The following is a 21,834-nucleotide window of genomic DNA, read 5'->3' as shown; positions in this document are numbered from 1 at the left end:
TGATTTGTGGTAACAAGGATAATTTTAGAAATAGGTTTTTAGTAAGAAGCCAATGATGGCGGCAATAAGTATGATATATGGTTCCTGTAATTTTTTGATATAAATCAGCGCAAGTATAGTTAAAATGGCAATAACGGCCGAAGGCACATCAATAATTGATCTGGTTGCAATTACAAAAACAGATCCTGCCAATGCGCCGACAACAGCCGCGGTAATGCCATCAACAAAAGCTTTGATACTTGTATTTTTAGAGATTTTTTTAAAATAGGGGCCAGGGAGCACGGTGAAAACGTAACAGGGAAGGAAAACTCCCGCAGCTGCCACTACAGCGCCTGCAAAACCGGATACCAGAAATCCAATAAATCCCACGGTAATGACAACAGGTCCCGGCGTAATCATCGCAACGGCAACGGAATCCAGAAACTGCTGTTCGTTTAGCCATCCCATCTGATCCACAACACCCGCCTGTAAAAATGGAATAATGGCCAGTCCGCTGCCAAAAACAAATGCACCAGCCTTGGTGAAAAACCAGCCGATTTGTACGAGTTTTGAAGGTTCATACTGCCAGAAACCAATTCCCGCCAGAAACACTGTTGACAACACGGTTTCCTTTTTAACAAGCCATTTGGGCGGTGCTTTCACAGCCATATAAATAAATCCCATTAGTATAAAAAGCCATACTTCCTCGCGTTCAGTGATTGCAGTAGTTACGGCCATTGCGGCAAAGAAAATCCATAAAAGCCATCGGCTCCTGATGGCAGAACTTTCGATTTTACTTACCGATTTGATTGTCAGTTTATAGGAACTCAGCGTGATGATCCCAATTACTGATGCTCCAACACCATAAAACACAGCCTGCATCCACGACAAGCCACCGTATAGTTTATAAGCCATTCCCAGCAAAACGACCATTACAAAAGACGGAAGTACGAAAGCCAGTCCGGTGAGTGTAGCGCCCCAAACGCCATAATGTACGTAACCCAGATAAATACCGAGCTGGGCTGCCAGTGGGCCAGGAGCAAGCTGAGCAAGTGCCAGGCCTTCACGATATTCATCCTCGCTTATCCATTTCCGGTTTTCAACCAGATCACGGTGCATGTAGCCGATCAGGGCAACAGGGCCGCCAAATCCAAAGGAGCCAAGTTTTAAAAAGTACCGCGTTAAATCGGATAAGCTGTAACAAACCGGCTGATTCTGTATATCCATATTTTCGCTGACCAAAATAATTATCGCAATACTAGTATGGCGGGCAATCAAATGATAGAATGAAAATGACGATTTGTACAGAAATTACTTTTTAGTTAAACTTTTCCTGTAATCAGAAGGGTTTTGTCCCGTGTGTGCTTTAAAAATTCTGTTAAAATGGCTCTGATCAGAAAATCCGGTCAGATAGGCAACTTCCGATAAGGTATGATCCTGATTTGCCAGCAAGTCAATCGCTTTTTCAATGCGGAGCTTGCGGATGTATTCACCAAATGACAGGTTGCTGAAATACTTGGAGAATTCCCTTGAAACATAGGAGGGATGGATTCGTAAACCTTCGGCAATTTCTTTCAGGCTCAGGCTAAGATTGGTGTCAATCTGGTCCTGGATAATCTCTTTGAGCTCTCTGGCCCATTTGGGGGTTTTGAGGTTCTCCGATTTCTGTTTATCCAGATAGGTATTAAAAACAGTTAACAATAGCTTTTCTGCGGGGCTTTGGGTGTGTTTTTGTTTTTGCAGATGTTTGGCCCAGCTGTATAGTGCATCGTAGATCAGCATACCTTTTTCCAGCAAATCATTATCATCTGTAATATTATAAGCCAGGCCGGCCGAAATGGCCCAAAGCCCAGATGACTGGCTGGCAAGTGAATGGTCATCAGTGTCCGCGCCGCGGATGATCGTTGCCATGTCTTTCAAAGCCGGATCTTCAATCTCATATTTTTCAAGAAAGAAATCAAAAGTGCAGCGGTCTTCGTAGTGTGTAAATTCAGTATCAGGAATATCGAAAGGAGTAGCATCCAATTCACGGGCTTTTTCTCTGACCTGATCAAAGGGTACATAAAATATTTGTGCATCCGGATCAATAAACCTTTTGATCAGCCAGGGACAGGCGATGCGGTCGATCTTAGGTCGTTCTCGTGTGATCCAGTTCATTCAGCCAAATACGTTTTTAGTTTACCAATAACTTCTTTATAATTTTTTTTGAAGCAGGCAATTGATTGATAGCGTCATAATGCTTAAAGTGAAACAAAATAAGCACTATAAATATAGAATAGCATTTCAAAAGTCAATCATTTTTTGATTTCCATCGGATCGGTTTCTATTATCTATGCAATCCACTGCATGCAACTTTAAATACACCAATAGGTTTAAGTCACACAAAGTGAAGGTTATTATGGAATGAAAAGGATATTTGAAAATTTAATAAAAAAATGATCTCTATCAAAGTAACCGGCAACAGTCCCGGCTCGCAATTGCAATAATCGCGGGGCCCGGACTGTTGCCGGTTTACTGCTGTTGTTGATCAATTTATTTCACTGAGAAGGAATTAGCCATACCGGCATCCGCTAACATATCGGCGCCTACGATGAATGTTGAGTCGTCGGAGGCTAAAAATACAACCCTTTTTCCGATCTCAACCGGAGTCACTTGCCTGCCAGGTGGCGTAAGACCTATCCGGATTTGCTTCACCTGGTCCACCAGTTCCTATGGTACCATTTTGCCGAAAACCGGCATATTAATGGAGCCAGGCGAAATAGTGTCCACCCTTATTCTACTTGACAGTAAATAGAGCAATAAACCTTTGGCCTAATCTTCCCGAATTTATCAGCGGTAGTTTTAAAAAGGTTTTCTAAGCTGTTCATTAGACCATATCTCGAATTCTTTTGTATTGCTATCGGCCGTCGGCATTTCGGCTATCGAATTGATGCATGGAAGGAGATTTTGGATGATTTTAAAAACCATACATACCACCCGAAACCGAAATTTGTTCTCCTGTAATCCACGCTGCATCATCAGAAGCAAGAAACACTGCCGCTTTCGCAATATCTTCGGGCTGGCCTCTGCGGCCAAGCGGTGTATTGGCAACAAACATTTTTTCATATTCACTACCGGCCGTGACTCCTGCACTGGTCGCTCCTTCTGTTTCCGTAGCGCCGGGTAAAATAGAATTGATGCGAACATTTTTCGAGCCCAGTTCTTTCGACAAAGAAATCGTTATGGCATCTAATGCTGCTTTTGTCGCAGAATATAGAGACACTCCTGCCATCGGCGATTTGCTTGCACCCGAACTGATATTGATAATATTGCCACCCTTATCGCCAAACAGTTTCAAAGCGGCCTGGATAGTAAGTACAGGGCCCAAAACATTGACATTGAAATGCTGATGAAAAGCCTCTTCCGATGCCTGTTCTATTGGCAAAAATTGCTGAAAGACTGCGTTGTTTACCAAAATATCCAACTTACCGAAAGCCTTCTCTGTTTCTTCAAACAGCCTGTTTACATCAGCTTCATTCGATACATCGGCCTGTACAGCAATGGCAATTCCGCCATGGTCTGTTATCACCTTAACCACGTTATCTGCGGCTTCTTTGCTTGATGCATAATTTACAACCACTTTTGCGCCTTCATGGGCAAAGTATTTCGCGATAGATGCGCCTATTCCTTTTGAAGCACCGGTAACGACCGCTACTTTGTTTTCTAATTTGTTCATTATTCTATTAATTATTGTCAAGTGGCAACTCCTGTTTTAGTGGAGTGCATGGTAATTATTTTATATCAAAATTCCGGTTCCATCTATTTAAGAGTCATGGCCGCATTGAACTGTGTGATAATAAGTTATCAGTCAAACTTCATCAGGTCCTTAAAAATCAGTTGACCCCAGTTGTTTCCATGTGCCTGCACAAGAAGTCCGCCTTCCGCAAGCCCGCCAAGTTTGACTGGTGAAAAGCCGAGATTTTCCGCAAGTGTACCAATTTCATTCGCAGCGCCATCGTCGTCGCTCGACAGAAACACCACTCTCCTGCCACCATGAATGGCCGGATCCTGTTCAAGGATTTTGGCGCCCAAATGGTTGAAACCCTTAACGAGTCTTCCGTCATTGAATGCCCTGGCCACGACTACAGCGGAAGGTTGTCCTCCTAACGCCTCAGGCGATACTCCGTAGGCATTGGTCACATCTACGATGGTTTTGCCATGCCAGCTGGGTAAGGCCTTTGCAACATCAGGATGCGACTCGAAACGTACAGCCAAAAAGATCACATCAGCCTTTACGGCTTCGGACAGGGTTGTGGGAATGATTCCAGGCCCGATCGCGGCCGCATCGGACGCAAAGCTCTCCGGGTCACGCGTGGTTGCAACTGATACCTCTATATCCTTACGGGCAAACGCCTTGGCAAGGGCCTGTCCGATCTTACCAAAGCCAATAATGGCGTAGCTCGTTTTTTTATTTTCTGAATTACTCATTTTGAAATTATTTAGATAAATAGGTCATTCCACCATCAACAAGGAGTTCGGCGCCAAGCATAAACGATGAATCATCAGAGGCCAGGAAAACCGCTGTTTTGCCAATGTCAGATGGCTGCCCGATTCTGCCAATTGGCATTTCACTTGCAAAGTGTTTTTTTAAACCTTCAATTTGTTCTGCGGGAACAAACTTGTCAAATGCGGGTGTATCTGTCGTTCCCGGGGTTATGACATTCGCTCTGATCTTTCTATCTAAAAGGTCGCTTGAAAATCCTTTTGCAAAATGGATCACAGCCGCTTTTGCAGCACCATAAAGCGTAAAGTTCGGATATGCCCGATGAGCTGCATTTGACCCGATCAAAATAATAGAGCCACCATCATTCATATAGGGTAGTGCTTGATGAACCGTGAAGTAGACACTTTTCAGGTTTAAATTAATTGTTTTGTCAAAGTCAGTTTCACCAAGAGTTGCCACAGTTCCAACAGCTCCGCCGCCCGCATTGGCAACAATCACGTCAACTTTACCGAATTTTTCAGATGTTTCTTTAAACACTCTTTCCAGGTCGGCTAGGTTGGTTACATCGGCATTTATGGCTATAAAATTATCGCCAAGCTGGGCCACAGCACTATCTAAGGTTTCCTGATTTCTGCCGACAATAGCACCAACAGCACCTTCATTTTTAAATTCCAGGGCAATGCCAAACCCTATGCCACTATTACCACCTGTAATAACTGCTACTTTATTTTTTAATCTACTCATTTCTGATTTATTTTTAAATTTGTTTCACAAAGGAACTATCAATAGTTTATCTTTGAAACTATTGATAGTCTATTATGGTTACCATTGGGTAACTACAAATTTTAAAATTATGAAAGACGAAAGATTTTGCAATTCGAATTGTCCGTTTACGAGAGCTATTGGCACTATTGGCAATAAATGGAAGCCGATGATTATCAATGTAATGGGCACCCGTACCATTCGCTTTGGACAGCTGGATGCCATAGTACCACACATTTCGAGGAAAGTATTAACCGAACAGTTAAAAGAGCTGGAAGAAGATGGACTGTTGGAAAGGATTGCCTACAAGGAATTACCACCAAGAGTAGAGTATAAGCTGTCTGAAAAAGGCCTGGCTTTTTTACCAATTTTAGAATACATCAAAGAATGGAATATTAAATATGAGGTTGCTAAAATGCCCTTAGAAACTGATTATAAATAGATTTGCTGTTACGCAAAAGGTGGTTTTCCGACAATTCATTAAGAACTTGCGGAACATGGTAATACGTTACAAACCATCATCACTAATCTTACGGATTGGGGAATATCACACCGTAAACGATCAGTCAAGCTTAGGCTTTTATCAGAAATAAGATTGGTAAGAATTAATAAGTATTTGATAGCCAGTTGGTCGTACTATGAAAACATAAATTGAAAAACTCCAGACTCAGCAATACAACTTATTTCTGAGTCTGGAGTTTTTCAACATCCTTTATTTGGTATGACATAGAGCACGTTGCCCGAAACAGATAAATTAAAGCCAAAATTTTCGGTAGCAGGAAGTAATAGTTGTTGCCATGTTTTACCCATGTCAGATGACCGGAATATACCATCTGAGCGGCCACATATTAAATATTTGCCCATTTGTTTAATTGATAAAATTTCCGATGAAGATTGAAGTAAGCCTATTTTTTTCATTAGTAAACTAGTCCGGGAAGGCTGAAGGTCTTCGGCTATCGCATTCCAGGTTTTTCCACTATCCATTGAAATGTGTATGCTGTTTGTTTGGGTTATTGTGTTCTTTACAATAGCGGCAAATCCTCCATCAATATGTTCCACGGCAATGCCAACACCCCCTTCACTGATCACACGATCCCAGTTTTCACCATCATCGGTGGATCTTAATATTCCCTCTTTACTGGTAGCCAAAAGTACACCATTTGACTCGGTCAATTTCATTGTCCCGTTTCCATCATTCACTTGTTTCCAGGTTTTTCCACTGTCAGTTGATCTAAAAAGGCTGTTGTTAGAGCCAATGAAAACTGTTCCCCTTTCAGTTTCAAAAACGGTGGATACAAATTTCTCTTTAAAATTTTTGTACATCCAATCATCTTTTGTTCCGTTCAGGCGTACGGCCTGCTTTTGAAAATCCGTGTACATGGGCGACCAATTACTCGTTCCGTTTATTTTTTGTAAGAATTGACCCCTGAAATCATAGGCAAATAACCCGCTCCTGCCAGGGGCAATGTTACGTTGTTTACCAGGGAACATCTCTTTTGTCCAAAAAGAAGTTGTGGAATTTGGTTCATTGTGATAAACCCCGTTTCCGGCACGTAAATAGAACCCACGATCATTTGTAAAGAAACCATATGCCCACACACTTTCTTTCTGCAACTTTTCAGGAAGTCCTTTACTAATGTCCTGCCAGGTTTGTCCGCCATCCGTAGATTTGAAAATGATGTTGGCAATAACCGCTGATTTGCCCTCCTTTATTGGTTGCTTTTTTGCTTCCTTTTCTTTTACCACAAAAGAATTTAGTAGAAATAATACCAGAAGGATAGCCGGAATAAACACAAATAATTTTTTCATTTTTTTTAATTTAAAGTAAAACCAAATTGATTAGTAACTAGCGGAATGTAGCAGGCGGGGCAATACACTTTATTTCTGCCCCTCTTTACTTTTAAAGTCCGTGATGGTATTTCCACCTGTCCTGGGCGTATCGGGCCGCCTGGCAGCCGAAGGGTCATAACGATATACTCCGTTGATAGATCCATAAAGCACATACATACATGACTCTGGTTATTTCTCTTTTTGTTTTCAGGATTTTAACCACAGCGGTGGCCACAAAGCTAAAAGGTCTTGTCCCGGAGTCTGTTAAGATTTGGTAAAAGAAGGTTAACGAAATGTAAAAGTTGTTTGTGAGCTACTTGCCGACAACAATTTAATATGTCTGATCCCATAAATTTTGATACTTTAGACCATATCAGGATTTCCCTCGTAAAGCTCATTAGTCAATGAGATCTTCGCGGCGAAACTGCCTGAAAATATAATCTGTGATAAGGCTTGTTCTATAAAAGTGGTAACAGGATTTACTGAATTCCTGGACAGGAATAAACAGGTTGAGCAGGGGAGTGCCGGGTATGGAGTTTTTATAATATAAGACCACTTCTCCGGACAAAACCAGGTAAATCAGATATCTTGTCCAAATCGCCCCGTGATAAAGTCTGATTTGCGCCCGGTTCGATTGGTAACTGGTTTATACATTTGTGTGGTATTAAACATTACAACCAAACATATGCAAACACAAGAAATACTGACCACTCAGGAAGTTTCCGCCAGGTTCCATGAACTTGCACAACAGGAAAAATGGTTTCAGATCCAGGATGAATTTTTTGCTGAAGATGTCCGGAGCATTGACCCTGTAAATTCTCCTTATTTCGGGTATGCCGAAGGTAAGGGTGCGGTTCGTAAAAAAGGGGAAGACTTTGTAAACCGAATAGAAGCAGGCCATGGCGCTCATACGACAAAGCCCCTGGTTACCGGAAATCATTTTGCGGTTGGTAGGGAAATTGATATCACGGTGCGGCCTCATGGAAGAATACAAATTAACCAGATCATGCTTTATGAGGTAAAAGACGGCCGGATAGTGTCAGAACAATTTTTTTACTAGGTTATTTCATCCTGTCTGGTATTTCGGGTTATATGAACGGACATGTTTTTATTTTCTCTTCTTCTTTTTCCCCCACCACATCACCTGACCGGAAACCAGCAATACTACAAACATTAATACGGAACCGCCAACCACATTACGTCCGATCTCTTCGCCAAACAACATCCGCATGTGCAGCCCCAGAACCAGCTGAAAAAACTCGTAATTGGTATTTTCTACCTTAACAACCTGTCCAGTGTATGTATTGACATACACCCGGTAAAAATTATTGATAATAATCCCAATAGGTGAGCCCCTCCGGATTCTGCTTCACGGCCCTGAACATGTAGGTGCGATCGGGCCGGGTTGAAATTTCTGCCCTGGTAACAGGACGGTTGTCCAGCGTTTTTTCTGCTACTGACAACAATTTGCTAAGTGGTAAAACCGCTTTTTTCTCGGGTACGACGTACAGCCGGTCACTGTAAAAAACCGGCCTGAGTTCGTCCACAAATGCATAACTTGCACCGGTCAATCCGGAGCACGCTTATGTTTTTTGAATTATCTGATAAATTAATTCTTCAGAATTCAATGATCAGCCGCGGCCTGCTGTGGCTGCCTCAAAAACACGGCAAAAGTTTCCACCGCCTATCTTACCAATTTCATCTGCTGTAAATCCTGTTTTTAACATTGCATCAACCACGGAATAGTAAAATCCGAATTGCTGATCCTTCCAGGCCAGGTTCGTTCGTTCGCCAATTCTCTCACCTCTTTGACCGCCACCACCGGGGCCATTCTGTGCACCGGGTGGCCGGTAGGAAGGGGTTAGTTTGGTGTCAGTACCAATGCAGACATGGTCAACTCCGATAACATCTGTCAATGCCCGGATATTCCGGGCATACTCCAACGGCGAGTCCGCCAGGTGTGTCCATACGCCAATTACACCGCCTGTATCCGCAACAATTTTGGCCCGTTCTTTGCTGATAAGCCTTGGTTTCATCATTTTTGCAAAATCCGGATTCTGGCCTAACCGGGTGTCGAGGCCGGTGTGGGAAATGATAACCGGATGGGCTGCCAGTTTAAGTGCGGCATCCACAGTTTCCAGATTGGCGTGCGCCAGATCGATGAGTATACCCAGCCTGTTACATTCCCTGATGACCTCAGCACCGAAAGCTGTAAGCCCGCCCCAGCGTACCGGATTGGTGTAAACGTCGCCCAAAGGCACTATTGCGTCATTGTCATGAAGTAAACCAAGATGTCGTAAACCCCTGTTATATGCCTCCTCCAGCCGCTCTGCATGTCCTTCAAGAAAGTGGCCGCCTTCGACTGACTGGATGACAGTCGGCTGGTGCTTTTTATGTGCTGTGCGCAGGTCAGCCATATTCAGTGAACGCTTTAAGCCGTTTTGTACCAGAATGTTGTCCATGGAAGCCAGCCCGTTTTTGAAGCGTTCGTAGCCGTCTCCCGGATTACGCAGCTCCGGCCGGTCGACAGAGAATGTCATGCAAATGGCTGACAGGCCGGATTTTTTCAGCTCAGCGGCCAGGTCAACATTCGGGCCGGGCACTTCTGCCGTTACAAAAGGAACATCTATATGGTTATGTGAGTCGATGCCTATGGTTCCGGCTACGATTTTTGCCACCCGTGGGTCCGGCTCGTCCGTAGCCCAGGCAGACGATGGATTCAGTATTATTGCAGCACCCGCGCCAGCAACGGAAGCAAGGAAGTCCCGTCTTGACCAATGAGTTTGAAACTTCATGATGTTTTAAAATTAAGTGAACTGCCGGTTAGCCTGAATGGCAGCGCCAGCTGATTATTATTACTCATTGTTTTCAATTAATGTTGCGAGTATACGCCAAACCTTTCCAAATATAATCCGCAATCCACCATGATTTCTTAGAAAACTGCGTTTAGCTATTTTTCGCCGGCGAATGCTTACCAAATCCGGGTATGAAGTCTTTTGGGAAATGAAAAATTGCGTGGTTTGTTATATTTCCGTTTCAGTAATTTCCCATTTTCCGGTACTTTTAGCGATTTCAATAAGCCGTTGGCCGTGTTCCGTCATCCGGCCTTCGTCAGACAATTTTTGTACTCTGTCCCTGTTTGGTTTGCTCCATTTGCTTTTTGGATTTCGTGGTGTAAAAGTCAGGTAGTAGCTTTCTGCATCGCGCTTATTCGCCAGGCTGTCTATCCAGCCGAAACATAATGCTTCCTCGGTTGCATCGTTCAGGTTAACACTTGTAACCAGACTTTTTTTGTGATAAAGGATCAGCCACACAGCTTTTTCAGACTGGCAGTTTTCTTTCAGCCAGGCACGCCAGTCTTCCCTTGTTTTTGCATAAACGACCGGTTTTCCATTTCTTGTTTCCATGGTTTCTATCCGTCGTTTTCGCCCAATATTTCCAGGTAATGCACATTGTACATCAAACCCAGTACATTTCCGAATGGGTCAATTACTGCGGCGGTCACAAACCCTTCACCACGTTTGGTAATTGGTTCGTACTCGGTAGCTCCCATTCCCAGGACCCGTTCCATAGCTTTCGCAATGTCGTCCACGTGCCAGTATAATACAGCGCCGCCAGGACCGGCAGTTCCTAATTTTGACATATATTTCTTATCAACAATACCAACTTCATGCTTATAATCGCCGACCCGATATTCAATGTAGGCAGGATTTTCTTCGTCTGGTCTTTGGAAATAGGGCTCAATCCCAAATAACTCATTGTACCACGTCCGTGCTTTTTTTATGTCATCTGCCCAGTAACTCACATTGGCCATTCCGCGTAACATTGCTTTCGGTTCCATACGTATTTTGTTTTAGGTTTTCATTTTCAACAAATATAAATGGCTCAATAAAATAAGCATATAAAATCATGGAATTTTATGGTCAAAAATGGAATAACGGTAAAATTGGGAATTTAGCCATCTATCTTATAATTGATCCTCCTGATCTTTTCATCTTCGGTCGGACAGAATACTGCGAGTTTATATTCCACTCCTTTTTTCAAACTTCGCCCGAAATTTTCATCCAGAAAAAATCCGTCTTTATAATATTCTCCTTTGGTCAAAATATTAAATCTGCCATTTCTCGCTGGGTTTGCAGCGAACAGGAAGATGTTTTCGTCATTGTAAACTACAAGATAAATACCTTTAAAAACGTTCGAAGTCGATGGATAGGTATCTGTATGGATGCTCAGGCATTTTCCGGGCCTTCCGTGACAATTATTTTCCTGAACAACTCTGACATTACCAAGGACATCTGCTTCCCGGAGCGCCTGATGGGTGAGTTGAGGAAAAACATCATTAAAAACATAAACCGGATCGGGATTGTGTTTTATGGAGTCACTCAGCATCATACTGGCTCCTTCAAAGTAAGAGGTGTGCCTGTAAATCACCCACTGGTTATTGACGTTATAATTATATAATCCCGACAGAAATACAGACTTGAAATTTGTAAGTTTTTGATAATTGGCATAATAGTTAAACATCAGCAACAGTAAACTAACGCCTCCAAAAACTAAACCGACAACTTTCTTTTTATCATAAAACATCAGGCACCACCAGTATACCAGGATGAATACCACCATGGAATAAATCTTGTACCGGCTGCATAGGGTATTCATCGCTTCTCCGAAGGTCCTGGAATAAGCCATGACCAGGATAGTGATACCCATAAATGCAACCATGCCCAGCCAGATAACCCTTAGTCTCTCCTGGCTTTTGTTTGTATTTACTTTAATAAAAAACTGGTATATACCGTAAAAAATTACAGCTGATAAAATAATGCCGATCAGAATGGCAGGAATATTGGCTGCCATTAAGGGGCTGTTTATATTCTCTGCATAATCAAAAATGCCACCAATGAATCCAAACAGGTTGTAAAATAAATAAGACGGATTTTGAAAATGGGCAGATACTCCGAAGGCTTCGGTATTGCTGTAAAAATTAAAATTCCGGAAATAAAGCAGGATGGCAGTTATAGCTAAAATGGCCCATACAGCAGAAAGCTTATATTTTTTTAGATACAGCAGTACAACAAGTCCGGCAATGAAAGAAAACATCCCGTTCCCAAAGGAATAGGTTGCCAGAAGTGCGATCATTGCTGCGGGTATAAAGCCACTCTCAGGTTTGTCCACCAGCAGGTAAATAGTTAAAAGCCCTAAAAAACATACAGGCATATACACGGTACTTGCACCGGCCCATACGTTGGCTTCATACATCACAGGACTGAAAAGTATCAGTACAACAGGTATGAGAAAATACATTGACACGCCGGTTCTCCTGATCAGTTTCCAGAACAATACGGTAAAACCGATGAGCGTCGCGTTGCCGATAATAATAATGGTCACAAAATTTACCTGGCTGGTAAACCAGTAAGATAAAAGTGCTGTAAAACGGGAATAGACAATCCTGTGTTCTACCCACTGCTCTGTTATTAAACGGAACCGCTCTTCCCAGCTTGGCGTGTCCTGAAAGTTCTGCGTAAATAACAGCAGACAATACAAATCATCGCCATTCGGTATATTCACCGAGTTGGTGATAATGATGATAAAATAAAAAAGGATCAGGCTGGCGCATATCAAAAGTGGCACAACGCGGTAAAACAATGGAGGCCGGGCAGGAGGGTGTTGGCCTATCAGCAAACCGGGATTTAACACGGTAATTTTCTCCGTCCGCATGGTGGAAGGTATCGGCGAAGCCTTGCGAAACCAGGATCTTATAATATCTGGTAACTCAAAAAAAGATTTAAAAAACAGGTAAATAAAAACGTCATTCAACAAAGGAAAAAGACGTCCCGGCAAGTGAAAATTCATAGAGGAGGTACTAAAAGATAATTGATAGCATCGCAGTTCAATCAGATAATTCCAAATGCAAAATATACTTTCGCATTGTTCCGGTTGGAACAGGATTTAAAAAGACTGATACATCAGTTAAATGCTTTTTTTATGGATAACCTTAGCCAACAAGTTTACATTTGGAATTGCTAAGGCCGCTCCAAAAGCGGGATTGGTGTAGGTGCTTCGGGAGAAGTAGGCGGGTAATTATAAATCGCCATAACAGGCACTTCTGTTATTTTATTAAAACTCCCGGGAATGCAGTTGGCCTTGTGGGCGAGTGGCAAAAAATTTGAATAAAATAAATCGAATAAAATCAACAAAAATAGCAGGTAGTAATTTTTCATGGGAGGGGGAAGTTTGAGTAATCAATACATTTTGTGTAACTGACTGGTTAAATGTATAACTATTATTATTAGCTTCGATGACGTATATTAGAATTAAATTATTTATTATCAAATAATTATTGATTTGTTAACAGTCAAACAATCCGAATGCCAGTTAAACCAAATATTACTCAACAACTTTTAATTGTCCTTTTTATATTTTTGCCGTTGCCCTGCCGCGTTTTTATTATGTGAACAGTTTCGCAGTCACATTGCCATTTTGGGATCAGTGGGATGCAGAAGGTGATTTTCTGCTTCGTCCGTGGATTGAAAACACACTTAAAACATCGGATCTATGGAGCCTGCACAACGAACACCGTATCCTGCCAACCCGGTTATTATCGCTATTCATTTTTCAAATAACGGGAGAATGGAATAATCTGACCGAAGCCCGTTTTAATATCCTGCTGGCTGCGGCTGCTCCGACTGTATTAGTATGGATTTTTTTCAAAAACCGTTCTTTTAGTGGTCTCAGATGGTTACTGATTCCTGTTATTCTGGCGCAGTTTGCATTGCCGTTTTCATTTGAAAATTTGTTCATAGGCTTTCAAAGCCAGTTTTATTTTCTGATTTTATTCTCTGTAATTTCCATACTACTTATTACTTACCTTCCTGAAAACGGTTATGCTTTCGCAGCTGTATTTCTGTTATGCCTGCTTAGCATATTTACAATGGGTTCCGGTTTTATCACACCCTTTACTATTGTTACTGTGTACATTTTGGACCTGTACTTAAAATCCCGGTTTTCTCTTTTTAACTGTTTTTGCATACTTGTGTTAGTCATTACCTCAATCACAGGTTATTTCCTGATCCCGCAAATTCCTGTTCATCAGGTGTATCGCGCCCAGAATTTATCCCAGCTGATCTATGCGCTTGGCTATATTCTAAGCTGGCCAATCGGTGATCATCAGTTTCCGGCATTTTTGCTCTGGACACCCGCCTTATTTATGATTCTGCTGCTTACTATACGAAAAAGCCTGACAAGAGCAGATGTGCTGATGACCGGCTGTTTTGTCTGGTCTTTTATCCAGTGCTGTGCTATCGCCTACGGCCGTGGCCAGGAACTTACGATGGTTTCATCCCGATATACCGAGCTTTTCAGCCTGGGATTAATTAGCAATGCCTGGTTTGTGATCCGGTTTGCTGAGCAAAAAGGCAATAATCTGTTTCGGTATTTTCCCGCGGTTGTATTCTCCTTCGTTTTCTTTTATGGCCACCTGACGCGTATCAACGAGGACATGAATGAGATTCATAAAATTCATGATTATTCGCTTTTACAAACAAGAAATGTGTGTATGTATTTGAAAACCAATGATAAAACTTTTCTGGATAAGAAAGGGTTTGAAATTCCGTTTCCAAATCCTGTACGTCTTAAGGAGTTACTCGACAAACCATCGATCCGAAAAATCCTGCCGGATCAGGTCAAAAATTGCCAGTAAAATGATAGAATTATATTCTTTGTTTCCTAGTGGCAAACGTCCTTTTATGCTTTACCTAATACTGCCTTAAATTGTAGTTCCGGGAATTTTAAGTACGCGGACACATTTCTAATTCAGTATATTTTTTGATGCTTAGAAATGATTTTAAAATAGGCCTGATTGCTTCATTCACTTAAATAAAGCAGTGAATCGATACCGCTAAGTAGCTACCAGTTTGTTGCTATTGAGTTAATCCGGATCCACGGCGTCCCATAGGTTCGCGACTACTGTTTTATGGCAGAAACGGTTCAATCCTTTCTTTTCTATTGATTAATTTGTTCCAATTACTTATATATTCTTAAAAGCAGGAACCAATAAATTGATATACATTTGTAATCAGTATCACAGAGTATATCAGTTTGATTATGGAATTGACAGTAGTAAAAAGAGACCAAAAGCAGGAAGTACAGGCTTTGCAGGATACTATTTATGTGATCGGCGGAAAATGGAGGTTACCAATTATTAACTCGATCTGTAATGGAAATAAACGTTTTCGTGAAATTGAACGAAGTATTCCTGGCATTACAACGCGCATGCTCTCAAAAGAACTCAAAGAAATGGAGTTAAATAAACTGATTACCCGTACCGTTTATGCCGATACGCCGGTATTGATCGAATATGAGTCGACGGAATATTGCAAGACTTTTGCGCCGGTAATCCTTTCCATGATTGACTGGGGAATTCAGCATCGAATCAAAGTAATGGAATAGGAAAAAGCTTCAAATATGATTTTGCGCTCATATCTTTCAAAGCCTCCATATCAGACCAGGCATTTTTATTTTTTCAAATCAATTTGATTACATCAGTGTAATCGTATCAAAATCACACCAATGTTTTTGAAGTCAAATTTTCATAATTTCTTACATTCCTCTTCCAAAATTCCAAAAACAACTTTCGGTGGATTGCCCCATTTGTGGATGGTTGTATCCAAAAGCAACGGGTAATTTGAACTGGCCCCACCATATTCTCCGCTTGAAAGTGCTGAAAAAATGGTAGTTATTTTTGTATGCCTGATCATATAGGAGCACATAATACATGGCTCATGAGTCGTGTAAAGGATACAATCGGATAGATCCTGACTTTGTAAAAATTGAGAAGCATGTCGGATCGCTTCAATTTCAGCATGAAAAGTTATATCCAGGTTTGCTTTTCCGCCTTCAATTCCCTCACCAATAATTTCCCCGTTCCTCACTATAACAGATCCAACGGGGCTTTCTCCATGGCTTTTGGCAATACGGGCAAGTTCTATACATCGCCTCATGAAATGTTCATGGTCAGCACTGGTAATTTTGGTCATGGTGAGTATCTTTTGAGAAAGCTTTTAAGTAATAAAATTGATGAGTCATCATTGCAAAGATTGCTAAACTTTCATCCTTACTGCAGGTGAGAGGAATATTTCCACCAAAAAAATCAGGGCATGATATTTTTCCTGATCAGTAAACGTTCAGATTAGCTTTGCAGCAGTTTTATTCTAATCTTTAATTACTATCTGAATGTCGTCATATCCTGGCCTTCAGGAATGAGAATATTTAGGAATTTATTTTATCAAAATTATAATGAGCCAGATTTTTAAAGCGAATACCGGTACTTCAGACAATGAAAGCCATAAAGGACTAGCAAACAGGGATGTGTATCCTTTTTATATCAAAGCACCTTTGATTATCATCGGGTTGTACTTGTTTGTGCTGATCCTGTCCTTATTACAGGATGTTGCCATTCCTTTTGCATTTGCCGGGCTGTTGGCAATTCTTCTTAATCCTGTTTATACTTTTCTTGAAAGAAAAAATATAAACAAAATCCTCGCAATTACACTGACTATCCTGCTTGCCATTCTGGTAGTCGTAGCCATTATGTTGTTTCTGTCGTCTCAGATTGCACAATTCGGGCAGATGCTGCCGCAGATGGAACAAAAGTTCTTGACCATGCTACACGATTTTCAATCCTGGCTTACATCCCAGTTTGGCTTGTCCTCTCAAAAACAAATAAGCATGGCCAAAGACGCTTTGAACGGAAGTAAGGCATTTGTGGGTAAAACGCTGAATACACTGGTAGGCATGCTTACTTTTATGGTGCTGATCCCGCTCTACGTTTTCCTTTTATTGTTTTACAAGCCACTGATACTCAATTTTGTATTCGAAGTTTTTGAAGAAGATAATTCAGGCCAGGTAGCCGAGATTTTACAGGAAACCAAAGGTGCCGTGCAGAGTTATATTGTAGGGCTAATGATCGAAACTTCGATTATTGCGGTTTTAAATTCTGCTGCATTATTAATTCTCGGAGTTCAGTATGCAGTTTTGTTGGGAGTAATTGGAGCGATACTCAATCTGATACCATATATAGGTGGAATTATTGCCATAGGTTTACCGGTACTGATGTCCCTGATAACAGGGGATAATCTGACCACTCCGCTATTGATCGTAGGTGCATATACGTTGATCCAGTTTGCCGATAATAACATTATTGTCCCGAGGGTTGTTTCCTCAAAAGTTTCAGTCAATGCACTGATTTCAATCCTGGTCGTGTTGCTTGGCGGTAACTTATGGGGAGTGAGCGGCATGTTTTTGTCCATTCCGTTTGTGGCAGTACTCAAAATCATTTTTGACAGAATTGACGGATTAAAACCATGGGGAAAATTGCTGGGTGATAAAATGCCGCAGCATAGCCCTTCAAAGGTGGTCAGTAAAGAAGAGGTAGATTAAAATTAAAAATTTATATGATTGAAACAGGCTTGCATTTTGCTTGCCTGTTTTGTTTTATAAGGCCATTTAAATAAACAAGTACTATTTATTTTTTATGGAAAGAGGCATGATCAGTGTCATATTCTATAAAAGATCTGTATTTCTTTATAATCAGGATCAACAGACTTTTTTAAATAATTGGTTTATTTACAATGTGTTTTAGCGCTTTTATTAAATAACAAAATAAAAACACAAAATATTTATAGAAAAACTTGCAAAACGGATTTTTGCATTTATATTTGCATTCAACCTTGTTGAATGATAGGAAACAAATAAGAATTTTGTAAACAAGGTTGAAAAATATGGCATCAAGTGAAAGTGAAGGTAACACTCTTAATATCGGAGACCGGATACGGATATTAAGAACAAGCCAGAAAAGGACATTGCAGGAGGTAGCTGATGGCAGTGAACTGTCGAAAAGCATGATCTCCAAAATTGAGAATAACAAAACGGTACCGTCGGTTGCAGCATTGATAAAAATCGCTCAGACGCTGGGTACCAACATTTCAAGTTTGCTGGAAACAGAAGAATGGTTAAATGCAATTTTAACAACCAGGCAAAAGGCTGAGGACAATCTGACGAAAACGGAAAAGGGATATTTCATATATCCGTTTGGCCCCGAATACCATCAGAAGAAAATGCAGCCAATGCTTTTTATGGCAAAAAAAGGTGAGGTAAAGCAACATGAGCTTTTCCACGAAGGAGAAGAATTTATTTATGTAATTGAAGGAGAAATGAAAATGACTGTCGGGGATGCAGAGTATCTTCTGAAAGCCGGGGATAGCCTGTATTTCAATTGTCTTCAAAAACATGGCATTATGCCGGTTTCTGATGAAGTGCGGTATCTGGATATTTTCGTATAACACTAAGCGTTCATTTTATTTTTTACTTTCAGAAACCACACTAGCAGCTTTCCGTCTGGAAAGCTGTACTGAAATAATTGTTTTTATGTTTTAACTGACCATGTCAGTGCCGTTGGCTGCTTTATGTAAAATAAAGTCAGTAGTAAAGTATTGTGCTCATTTTAACTTATTCCAAACAGTTTTTTAACTGGTGGAGCTTTCTTGTCCTGCTTTTCCGGTAAGCCAGGGTTAGGGATGATACTGCCTACATTTTTAGCCTTATTAAATTATGAAAATTTTTATAAAAAACTCTTTCAGGGGTATAAGACTATGCCTTTACTTTCTGATCCTGAGCTGCCTATCTGAAAATCCGGTAAGCGCATTCAATACAATAAAACCCGGGTTGAAACGAGGGGTTTCATCTCTTGATAAGCCTGTTAAAGGTAAGATTACGGATGAAAAAGGCCAGTCTCTGGTGGGTGTTAATGTGGTAGTAAAAGGAACTTCGACGGGAACCACCTCCAACGCAGACGGTAAATACGAAATCAGCAGTGTAACAGAGGGGCAGGTACTGGTATTTTCCTTTATTGGCTACATACAGCAGGAAGTAAAAATCCAGAACCAGACGAGTATTGACATTCAGCTTCTTCCTAATTCTGAGCAGTTAAATGAAGTAATTGTGGTGGGTTACGGTACCGTGCAAAAGAAAGACCTGACTGGTGCCATTGCAACTATTTCAGGAAAGGATATTGAGCAGGGCGCGATCAATACGCCGGATAAAGCATTGCAGGGAAAAATTGCCGGTGTGCAGGTTCATACCAATTCCCATGCTCCCGGTGGTGGAATTTCCGTGCAGGTAAGGGGAACAGCATCCTTATCTGCTGGCGGCTCACCATTATATGTAATTGACGGAATGCCTATCAGTAATGGTTTCCAGACTGGCGCTAGCAGTGATGCGGGTTCGTTTGGCGGGAGTGCCAATCCTATGAACTCCATTGATCCGTCGGATATTGAATCCATCCAGGTTTTGAAAGATGCTTCGGCGTCAGCCATTTATGGTTCAAGAGCTGCAAATGGTGTGGTTTTGATTACAACCAAAAGAGGGAAATCCGGTCAGCAACGGACTGATTTTGAATATTCGTACGGCTTGCAGACGATCCGTAAAAAACTGCCTTTTATGGATGCAACTCAATGGGCAACCCAGGTAAACGAACGGGCTTCGCTTTTAGGACAATCCCAGGTTTATACCACTGACCAGATCTCGGGTTTCGGAAAAGGGACTGACTGGCAGAAGGAGATTTATAAATCGGCTCCAAAGCAAACCTACAAGCTTTCTTTTTCAGGAGGCAGCCAGAATGTACGTTATATGCTCGCAGAAAATGTGACCAACCAGGAAGGAATTATCCCGGGATCAAGCTTCAAACGATATGGTACAACAATCAACATTGATGCAGATGTAAGTAAAAAACTACGCGTTGGACAAAGCTTATCATTTACTTTGACTGATGAAAAAGTGGTTCCAACCGATACCAAAGGATATGAAGGAATATCGAATATTGTTGACGCCGTTTATGAAGCTCCTCCAACAATTCCAGCCAGGGATGAATTGGGCCAGATCAACAATTTGAGGAATTTTCCGATGGGTGGCGGGCTGGAAAACCCGCTGACAATGACGGACAAATACCGTGAGGTAAATAATACGATCAGGATCCTGGGGAATATCTATGCGGATTATAACATCATTCCGGGATTGGACCTGAACATCCGTTTTGGAGCCGATATCCGCGACTGGAAATTCCATCAGTACTTTCCGATCGGTTCAGAAGCTGCTGCGGGAACGAATGGAAAAGCAAGGCAGATTGGTGTACGAAACCTGAATTATACCAATGCCAATACGCTAACCTATTCCAAAACTTTCAATAATATACACCAGTTAAAAGTACTCGGAGGTTTTACCTACCAAAAGGAAAAAAATGAAACCATGGACGCGTCGTCGTTCGGTTTTCCAAGTGATATTTTTGAGTATTATAATCTGGGATTGGGAAGCAGTCCGCAGGCACCCGGCAGTAATATGAACGAATGGACACTGATTTCTTACCTTGGCCGTGTCAATTATTCGCTGAAGGAAAAATATCTGTTCTCCGCTTCGGTCAGGGCGGATGGTTCTTCCAAGTTTGGGGCCAATAACAAGTTCGGTGTATTTCCGGCGGTGGCTTTCGGATGGCAGTTGGGTGACGAAAAATTCATCCAGAAACTGAAAGTATTTGACCAGCTTAAATTACGTGCGAGTTATGGTAAAACAGGAAATGAATCAATCGGGGTATACCGCTCATTGTCACTTCTCGGAACCTCATTTGGTACACGCAGCTCTTATATTTACGGAGGATCAAAAGTGCCGATCGCCTATCCATCCAATATTGCCAATCCGGATCTGAGCTGGGAACAAACAGGGGAATTTAACGTAGGGCTGGACGCTGGAATACTCAACGGAAGGCTCAGTTTTTCGGTCGATTATTACCATAAAAAGACAACAGATCTTTTGCTTGATGTGCCTGTTCCATCCCAAACCGGATTTGGAAGCGTGTTGAAAAACACGGGTTCCATGCTTAACAAAGGTTTCGAATTCGGGATCAACAGCGTGAATACATCGGGTAAACTGAACTGGACGACCAACTTTAATATTTCATTCAACCGTAATGAAATCCTTTCGCTGGGTGGCGCAGAATATCTGTACTCCGGTTGGGTGGGAGGTGCCAATGTAAACCCGCATGCGAAGAACACGGTACGTTTGCAGCCCGGTCATACTGTCGGAGAATTTTACGGATCAGTATTTGACGGGATCTGGCGCTCGCAGGAACAAATTAAGGAAATTGGTACCATGCCAGCCGCAAAACCGGGAGATATCCGTTACAAGGATGTCAATGGTGACGGGGTATATGATACCGAAAAAGATGACGTTTTCTTAGGCAGCCCGCTTCCGAAATTTAGTTACGGCCTGACCAATGACTTGTCCTACGGCCCGTTGAGCCTGCATGTTTTTCTGTATGGCGATTATGGAAACAAGGTTTTGAATCTGGCGGCGCAGCAGTATGTACTCGACGGAATTGGTGTTTCTGCCAAACGACTGGATCGCTGGACACCTGAAAAACCTGACAATCCATTACCAGCCGCAAGCGCTACCAATCCGCAGCGTGTAAGTTCTTACCTGATTGAAGATGGTTCTTTCCTTCGTATCCAGAATGTGACATTGAGCTATAAAATCCCCGGATTTGTAAAGTTTGTGAAAAACGCAAAACTAGGGTTTGGCATTGATAATCTTGCCCTGCTTACTAAATATTCAGGTTATGAGCCGGAAGTAAATTCTTATGGCGGAAGTAATACGACCAAAGGAATGGACAGGTTTGGTTACCCGTCATCAAGGACTTATCGTCTTGAAATTAAGCTTGGATTTTAACGTTAAACAAA

At 41.7% G+C, this 21,834-nt stretch carries 23 protein-coding genes; 7 read left to right on the top strand and 16 right to left on the bottom strand.

Annotated elements, in window-relative coordinates:
- Window positions 1-24: 24 nt before the first annotated feature.
- The 6 genes from KZC02_RS03455 to KZC02_RS03430 form a co-directional block, all read right to left on the bottom strand.
- The gene (locus KZC02_RS03455; RefSeq protein WP_221392836.1) at window positions 25-1,206 is read right to left on the bottom strand and encodes a chromate transporter; all 1,182 of its coding nucleotides are present in this window, start codon (window positions 1,204-1,206) and stop codon (window positions 25-27) included.
- Between the two features lie 84 nt (window positions 1,207-1,290).
- Window positions 1,291-2,136, bottom strand: coding sequence for a chromate resistance protein ChrB domain-containing protein (locus tag KZC02_RS03450; protein WP_221392835.1), 846 nt, complete (start codon window positions 2,134-2,136; stop codon window positions 1,291-1,293).
- Window positions 2,137-2,511: 375 nt separating this feature from the next.
- Window positions 2,512-2,673, bottom strand: coding sequence for an SDR family oxidoreductase (locus tag KZC02_RS03445; RefSeq protein WP_221392834.1), 162 nt, complete (start codon window positions 2,671-2,673; stop codon window positions 2,512-2,514).
- 262 nt (window positions 2,674-2,935) lie between these two features.
- Window positions 2,936-3,694, bottom strand: coding sequence for an SDR family NAD(P)-dependent oxidoreductase (locus KZC02_RS03440; RefSeq protein ID WP_221392833.1), 759 nt, complete (start codon window positions 3,692-3,694; stop codon window positions 2,936-2,938).
- A 128-nt stretch (window positions 3,695-3,822) separates the two neighbouring features.
- Window positions 3,823-4,446, bottom strand: coding sequence for an NADPH-dependent F420 reductase (locus KZC02_RS03435; protein ID WP_221392832.1), 624 nt, complete (start codon window positions 4,444-4,446; stop codon window positions 3,823-3,825).
- 7 nt (window positions 4,447-4,453) lie between these two features.
- Entirely contained in the window at window positions 4,454-5,206 is a 753-nt protein-coding gene (locus tag KZC02_RS03430) for an SDR family NAD(P)-dependent oxidoreductase (protein ID WP_221392831.1), read from the bottom strand.
- A 109-nt stretch (window positions 5,207-5,315) separates the two neighbouring features.
- On the opposite strand from KZC02_RS03430, the gene KZC02_RS03425 reads away from it, so the two are divergent.
- A complete protein-coding gene (locus tag KZC02_RS03425) occupies window positions 5,316-5,666 on the top strand; it encodes a helix-turn-helix domain-containing protein (protein ID WP_221392830.1) in 351 nt (116 codons plus the stop codon).
- A gap of 260 nt (window positions 5,667-5,926) precedes the next feature.
- Here KZC02_RS03425 and KZC02_RS03420 read toward each other — a convergent pair whose 3' ends face one another.
- Window positions 5,927-7,033, bottom strand: a complete 1,107-nt coding sequence (locus KZC02_RS03420; protein WP_221392829.1) for an exo-alpha-sialidase — start codon at window positions 7,031-7,033, stop codon at window positions 5,927-5,929.
- 69 nt (window positions 7,034-7,102) lie between these two features.
- Window positions 7,103-7,231: a hypothetical protein gene (locus KZC02_RS32420; RefSeq protein WP_255637231.1), complete on the bottom strand. Its 129-nt coding sequence runs from the start codon at window positions 7,229-7,231 to the stop codon at window positions 7,103-7,105.
- A 508-nt stretch (window positions 7,232-7,739) separates the two neighbouring features.
- On the opposite strand from KZC02_RS32420, the gene KZC02_RS03415 reads away from it, so the two are divergent.
- Window positions 7,740-8,114: a nuclear transport factor 2 family protein gene (locus KZC02_RS03415; RefSeq protein ID WP_221392828.1), complete on the top strand. Its 375-nt coding sequence runs from the start codon at window positions 7,740-7,742 to the stop codon at window positions 8,112-8,114.
- A gap of 48 nt (window positions 8,115-8,162) precedes the next feature.
- On the opposite strand, the gene KZC02_RS03410 is transcribed toward KZC02_RS03415, so the two are convergent.
- The 7 genes from KZC02_RS03410 to KZC02_RS03380 all read right to left on the bottom strand — a co-directional run bounded on the left by KZC02_RS03410 (window position 8,163) and on the right by KZC02_RS03380 (window position 13,272).
- On the bottom strand, window positions 8,163-8,369 hold the full coding sequence (locus KZC02_RS03410; RefSeq protein ID WP_221392827.1) for a PepSY domain-containing protein: 207 nt from the start codon (window positions 8,367-8,369) through the stop codon (window positions 8,163-8,165).
- 10 nt (window positions 8,370-8,379) lie between these two features.
- A complete protein-coding gene (locus KZC02_RS03405) occupies window positions 8,380-8,625 on the bottom strand; it encodes a hypothetical protein (RefSeq protein ID WP_221392826.1) in 246 nt (81 codons plus the stop codon).
- Window positions 8,626-8,685: 60 nt separating this feature from the next.
- The gene (locus tag KZC02_RS03400) at window positions 8,686-9,849 is read right to left on the bottom strand and encodes a dipeptidase (protein WP_221392825.1); all 1,164 of its coding nucleotides are present in this window, start codon (window positions 9,847-9,849) and stop codon (window positions 8,686-8,688) included.
- Between the two features lie 228 nt (window positions 9,850-10,077).
- Window positions 10,078-10,461: a YdeI family protein gene (locus KZC02_RS03395; protein ID WP_221392824.1), complete on the bottom strand. Its 384-nt coding sequence runs from the start codon at window positions 10,459-10,461 to the stop codon at window positions 10,078-10,080.
- A 5-nt stretch (window positions 10,462-10,466) separates the two neighbouring features.
- Window positions 10,467-10,895: a VOC family protein gene (locus tag KZC02_RS03390; protein ID WP_221392823.1), complete on the bottom strand. Its 429-nt coding sequence runs from the start codon at window positions 10,893-10,895 to the stop codon at window positions 10,467-10,469.
- Window positions 10,896-11,008: 113 nt separating this feature from the next.
- Window positions 11,009-12,904, bottom strand: coding sequence for a hypothetical protein (locus tag KZC02_RS03385; protein ID WP_221392822.1), 1,896 nt, complete (start codon window positions 12,902-12,904; stop codon window positions 11,009-11,011).
- A gap of 170 nt (window positions 12,905-13,074) precedes the next feature.
- Window positions 13,075-13,272 (bottom strand): hypothetical protein, encoded by a 198-nt coding sequence (locus KZC02_RS03380; RefSeq protein ID WP_221392821.1) that lies wholly within the window; start codon window positions 13,270-13,272, stop codon window positions 13,075-13,077.
- A gap of 230 nt (window positions 13,273-13,502) precedes the next feature.
- On the opposite strand from KZC02_RS03380, the gene KZC02_RS03375 reads away from it, so the two are divergent.
- A complete protein-coding gene (locus tag KZC02_RS03375; protein WP_221392820.1) occupies window positions 13,503-14,750 on the top strand; it encodes a hypothetical protein in 1,248 nt (415 codons plus the stop codon).
- Window positions 14,751-15,154: 404 nt separating this feature from the next.
- On the top strand, window positions 15,155-15,499 hold the full coding sequence (locus KZC02_RS03370) for a helix-turn-helix domain-containing protein (protein WP_221392819.1): 345 nt from the start codon (window positions 15,155-15,157) through the stop codon (window positions 15,497-15,499).
- A 140-nt stretch (window positions 15,500-15,639) separates the two neighbouring features.
- Here KZC02_RS03370 and KZC02_RS03365 read toward each other — a convergent pair whose 3' ends face one another.
- Window positions 15,640-16,086 carry a nucleoside deaminase gene (locus KZC02_RS03365; RefSeq protein WP_221392818.1) on the bottom strand — a complete coding sequence of 149 codons (447 nt, stop codon included), beginning with the start codon at window positions 16,084-16,086 and terminating at the stop codon, window positions 15,640-15,642.
- Window positions 16,087-16,345: 259 nt separating this feature from the next.
- On the opposite strand from KZC02_RS03365, the gene KZC02_RS03360 reads away from it, so the two are divergent.
- The 3 genes from KZC02_RS03360 to KZC02_RS03350 all read left to right on the top strand — a co-directional run bounded on the left by KZC02_RS03360 (window position 16,346) and on the right by KZC02_RS03350 (window position 21,823).
- The gene (locus KZC02_RS03360; protein WP_221392817.1) at window positions 16,346-17,488 is read left to right on the top strand and encodes an AI-2E family transporter; all 1,143 of its coding nucleotides are present in this window, start codon (window positions 16,346-16,348) and stop codon (window positions 17,486-17,488) included.
- 341 nt (window positions 17,489-17,829) lie between these two features.
- Window positions 17,830-18,390, top strand: a complete 561-nt coding sequence (locus KZC02_RS03355; RefSeq protein WP_221392816.1) for a helix-turn-helix domain-containing protein — start codon at window positions 17,830-17,832, stop codon at window positions 18,388-18,390.
- Between the two features lie 268 nt (window positions 18,391-18,658).
- The gene (locus KZC02_RS03350; RefSeq protein WP_221392815.1) at window positions 18,659-21,823 is read left to right on the top strand and encodes a TonB-dependent receptor; all 3,165 of its coding nucleotides are present in this window, start codon (window positions 18,659-18,661) and stop codon (window positions 21,821-21,823) included.
- Window positions 21,824-21,834 lie beyond the last annotated feature (11 nt).

Source organism: Dyadobacter sp. NIV53, assembly GCF_019711195.1.
In the GTDB taxonomy this organism is placed as follows: Bacteria; Bacteroidota; Bacteroidia; order Cytophagales; family Spirosomataceae; genus Dyadobacter.
The sequence above is the reverse complement of the archived record's forward strand: the minus strand, read 5'-3'. Positions and strand labels throughout refer to the sequence as shown.

Bases quoted from the DNA above. Each gene is read 5' to 3' on its own strand.
- KZC02_RS03370 (WP_221392819.1), top strand. From the start codon at position 15,155: ATGGAATTGACAGTAGTAAAAAGAGACCAAAAGCAGGAAGTACAGGCT.
- KZC02_RS03360 (WP_221392817.1), top strand. From the start codon at position 16,346: ATGAGCCAGATTTTTAAAGCGAATACCGGTACTTCAGACAATGAAAGC.
- KZC02_RS03380 (WP_221392821.1), bottom strand. From the start codon at position 13,272: ATGAAAAATTACTACCTGCTATTTTTGTTGATTTTATTCGATTTATTT.
- KZC02_RS03430 (WP_221392831.1), bottom strand. From the start codon at position 5,206: ATGAGTAGATTAAAAAATAAAGTAGCAGTTATTACAGGTGGTAATAGT.
- KZC02_RS03350 (WP_221392815.1), top strand. From the start codon at position 18,659: ATGAAAATTTTTATAAAAAACTCTTTCAGGGGTATAAGACTATGCCTT.
- KZC02_RS32420 (WP_255637231.1), bottom strand. From the start codon at position 7,231: ATGTATGTGCTTTATGGATCTATCAACGGAGTATATCGTTATGACCCT.
- KZC02_RS03415 (WP_221392828.1), top strand. From the start codon at position 7,740: ATGCAAACACAAGAAATACTGACCACTCAGGAAGTTTCCGCCAGGTTC.
- KZC02_RS03420 (WP_221392829.1), bottom strand. From the start codon at position 7,033: ATGAAAAAATTATTTGTGTTTATTCCGGCTATCCTTCTGGTATTATTT.
- KZC02_RS03395 (WP_221392824.1), bottom strand. From the start codon at position 10,461: ATGGAAACAAGAAATGGAAAACCGGTCGTTTATGCAAAAACAAGGGAA.
- KZC02_RS03440 (WP_221392833.1), bottom strand. From the start codon at position 3,694: ATGAACAAATTAGAAAACAAAGTAGCGGTCGTTACCGGTGCTTCAAAA.
- KZC02_RS03365 (WP_221392818.1), bottom strand. From the start codon at position 16,086: ATGACCAAAATTACCAGTGCTGACCATGAACATTTCATGAGGCGATGT.
- KZC02_RS03400 (WP_221392825.1), bottom strand. From the start codon at position 9,849: ATGAAGTTTCAAACTCATTGGTCAAGACGGGACTTCCTTGCTTCCGTT.
- KZC02_RS03390 (WP_221392823.1), bottom strand. From the start codon at position 10,895: ATGGAACCGAAAGCAATGTTACGCGGAATGGCCAATGTGAGTTACTGG.
- KZC02_RS03355 (WP_221392816.1), top strand. From the start codon at position 17,830: ATGGCATCAAGTGAAAGTGAAGGTAACACTCTTAATATCGGAGACCGG.
- KZC02_RS03435 (WP_221392832.1), bottom strand. From the start codon at position 4,446: ATGAGTAATTCAGAAAATAAAAAAACGAGCTACGCCATTATTGGCTTT.
- KZC02_RS03425 (WP_221392830.1), top strand. From the start codon at position 5,316: ATGAAAGACGAAAGATTTTGCAATTCGAATTGTCCGTTTACGAGAGCT.
- KZC02_RS03450 (WP_221392835.1), bottom strand. From the start codon at position 2,136: ATGAACTGGATCACACGAGAACGACCTAAGATCGACCGCATCGCCTGT.
- KZC02_RS03385 (WP_221392822.1), bottom strand. From the start codon at position 12,904: ATGAATTTTCACTTGCCGGGACGTCTTTTTCCTTTGTTGAATGACGTT.
- KZC02_RS03455 (WP_221392836.1), bottom strand. From the start codon at position 1,206: ATGGATATACAGAATCAGCCGGTTTGTTACAGCTTATCCGATTTAACG.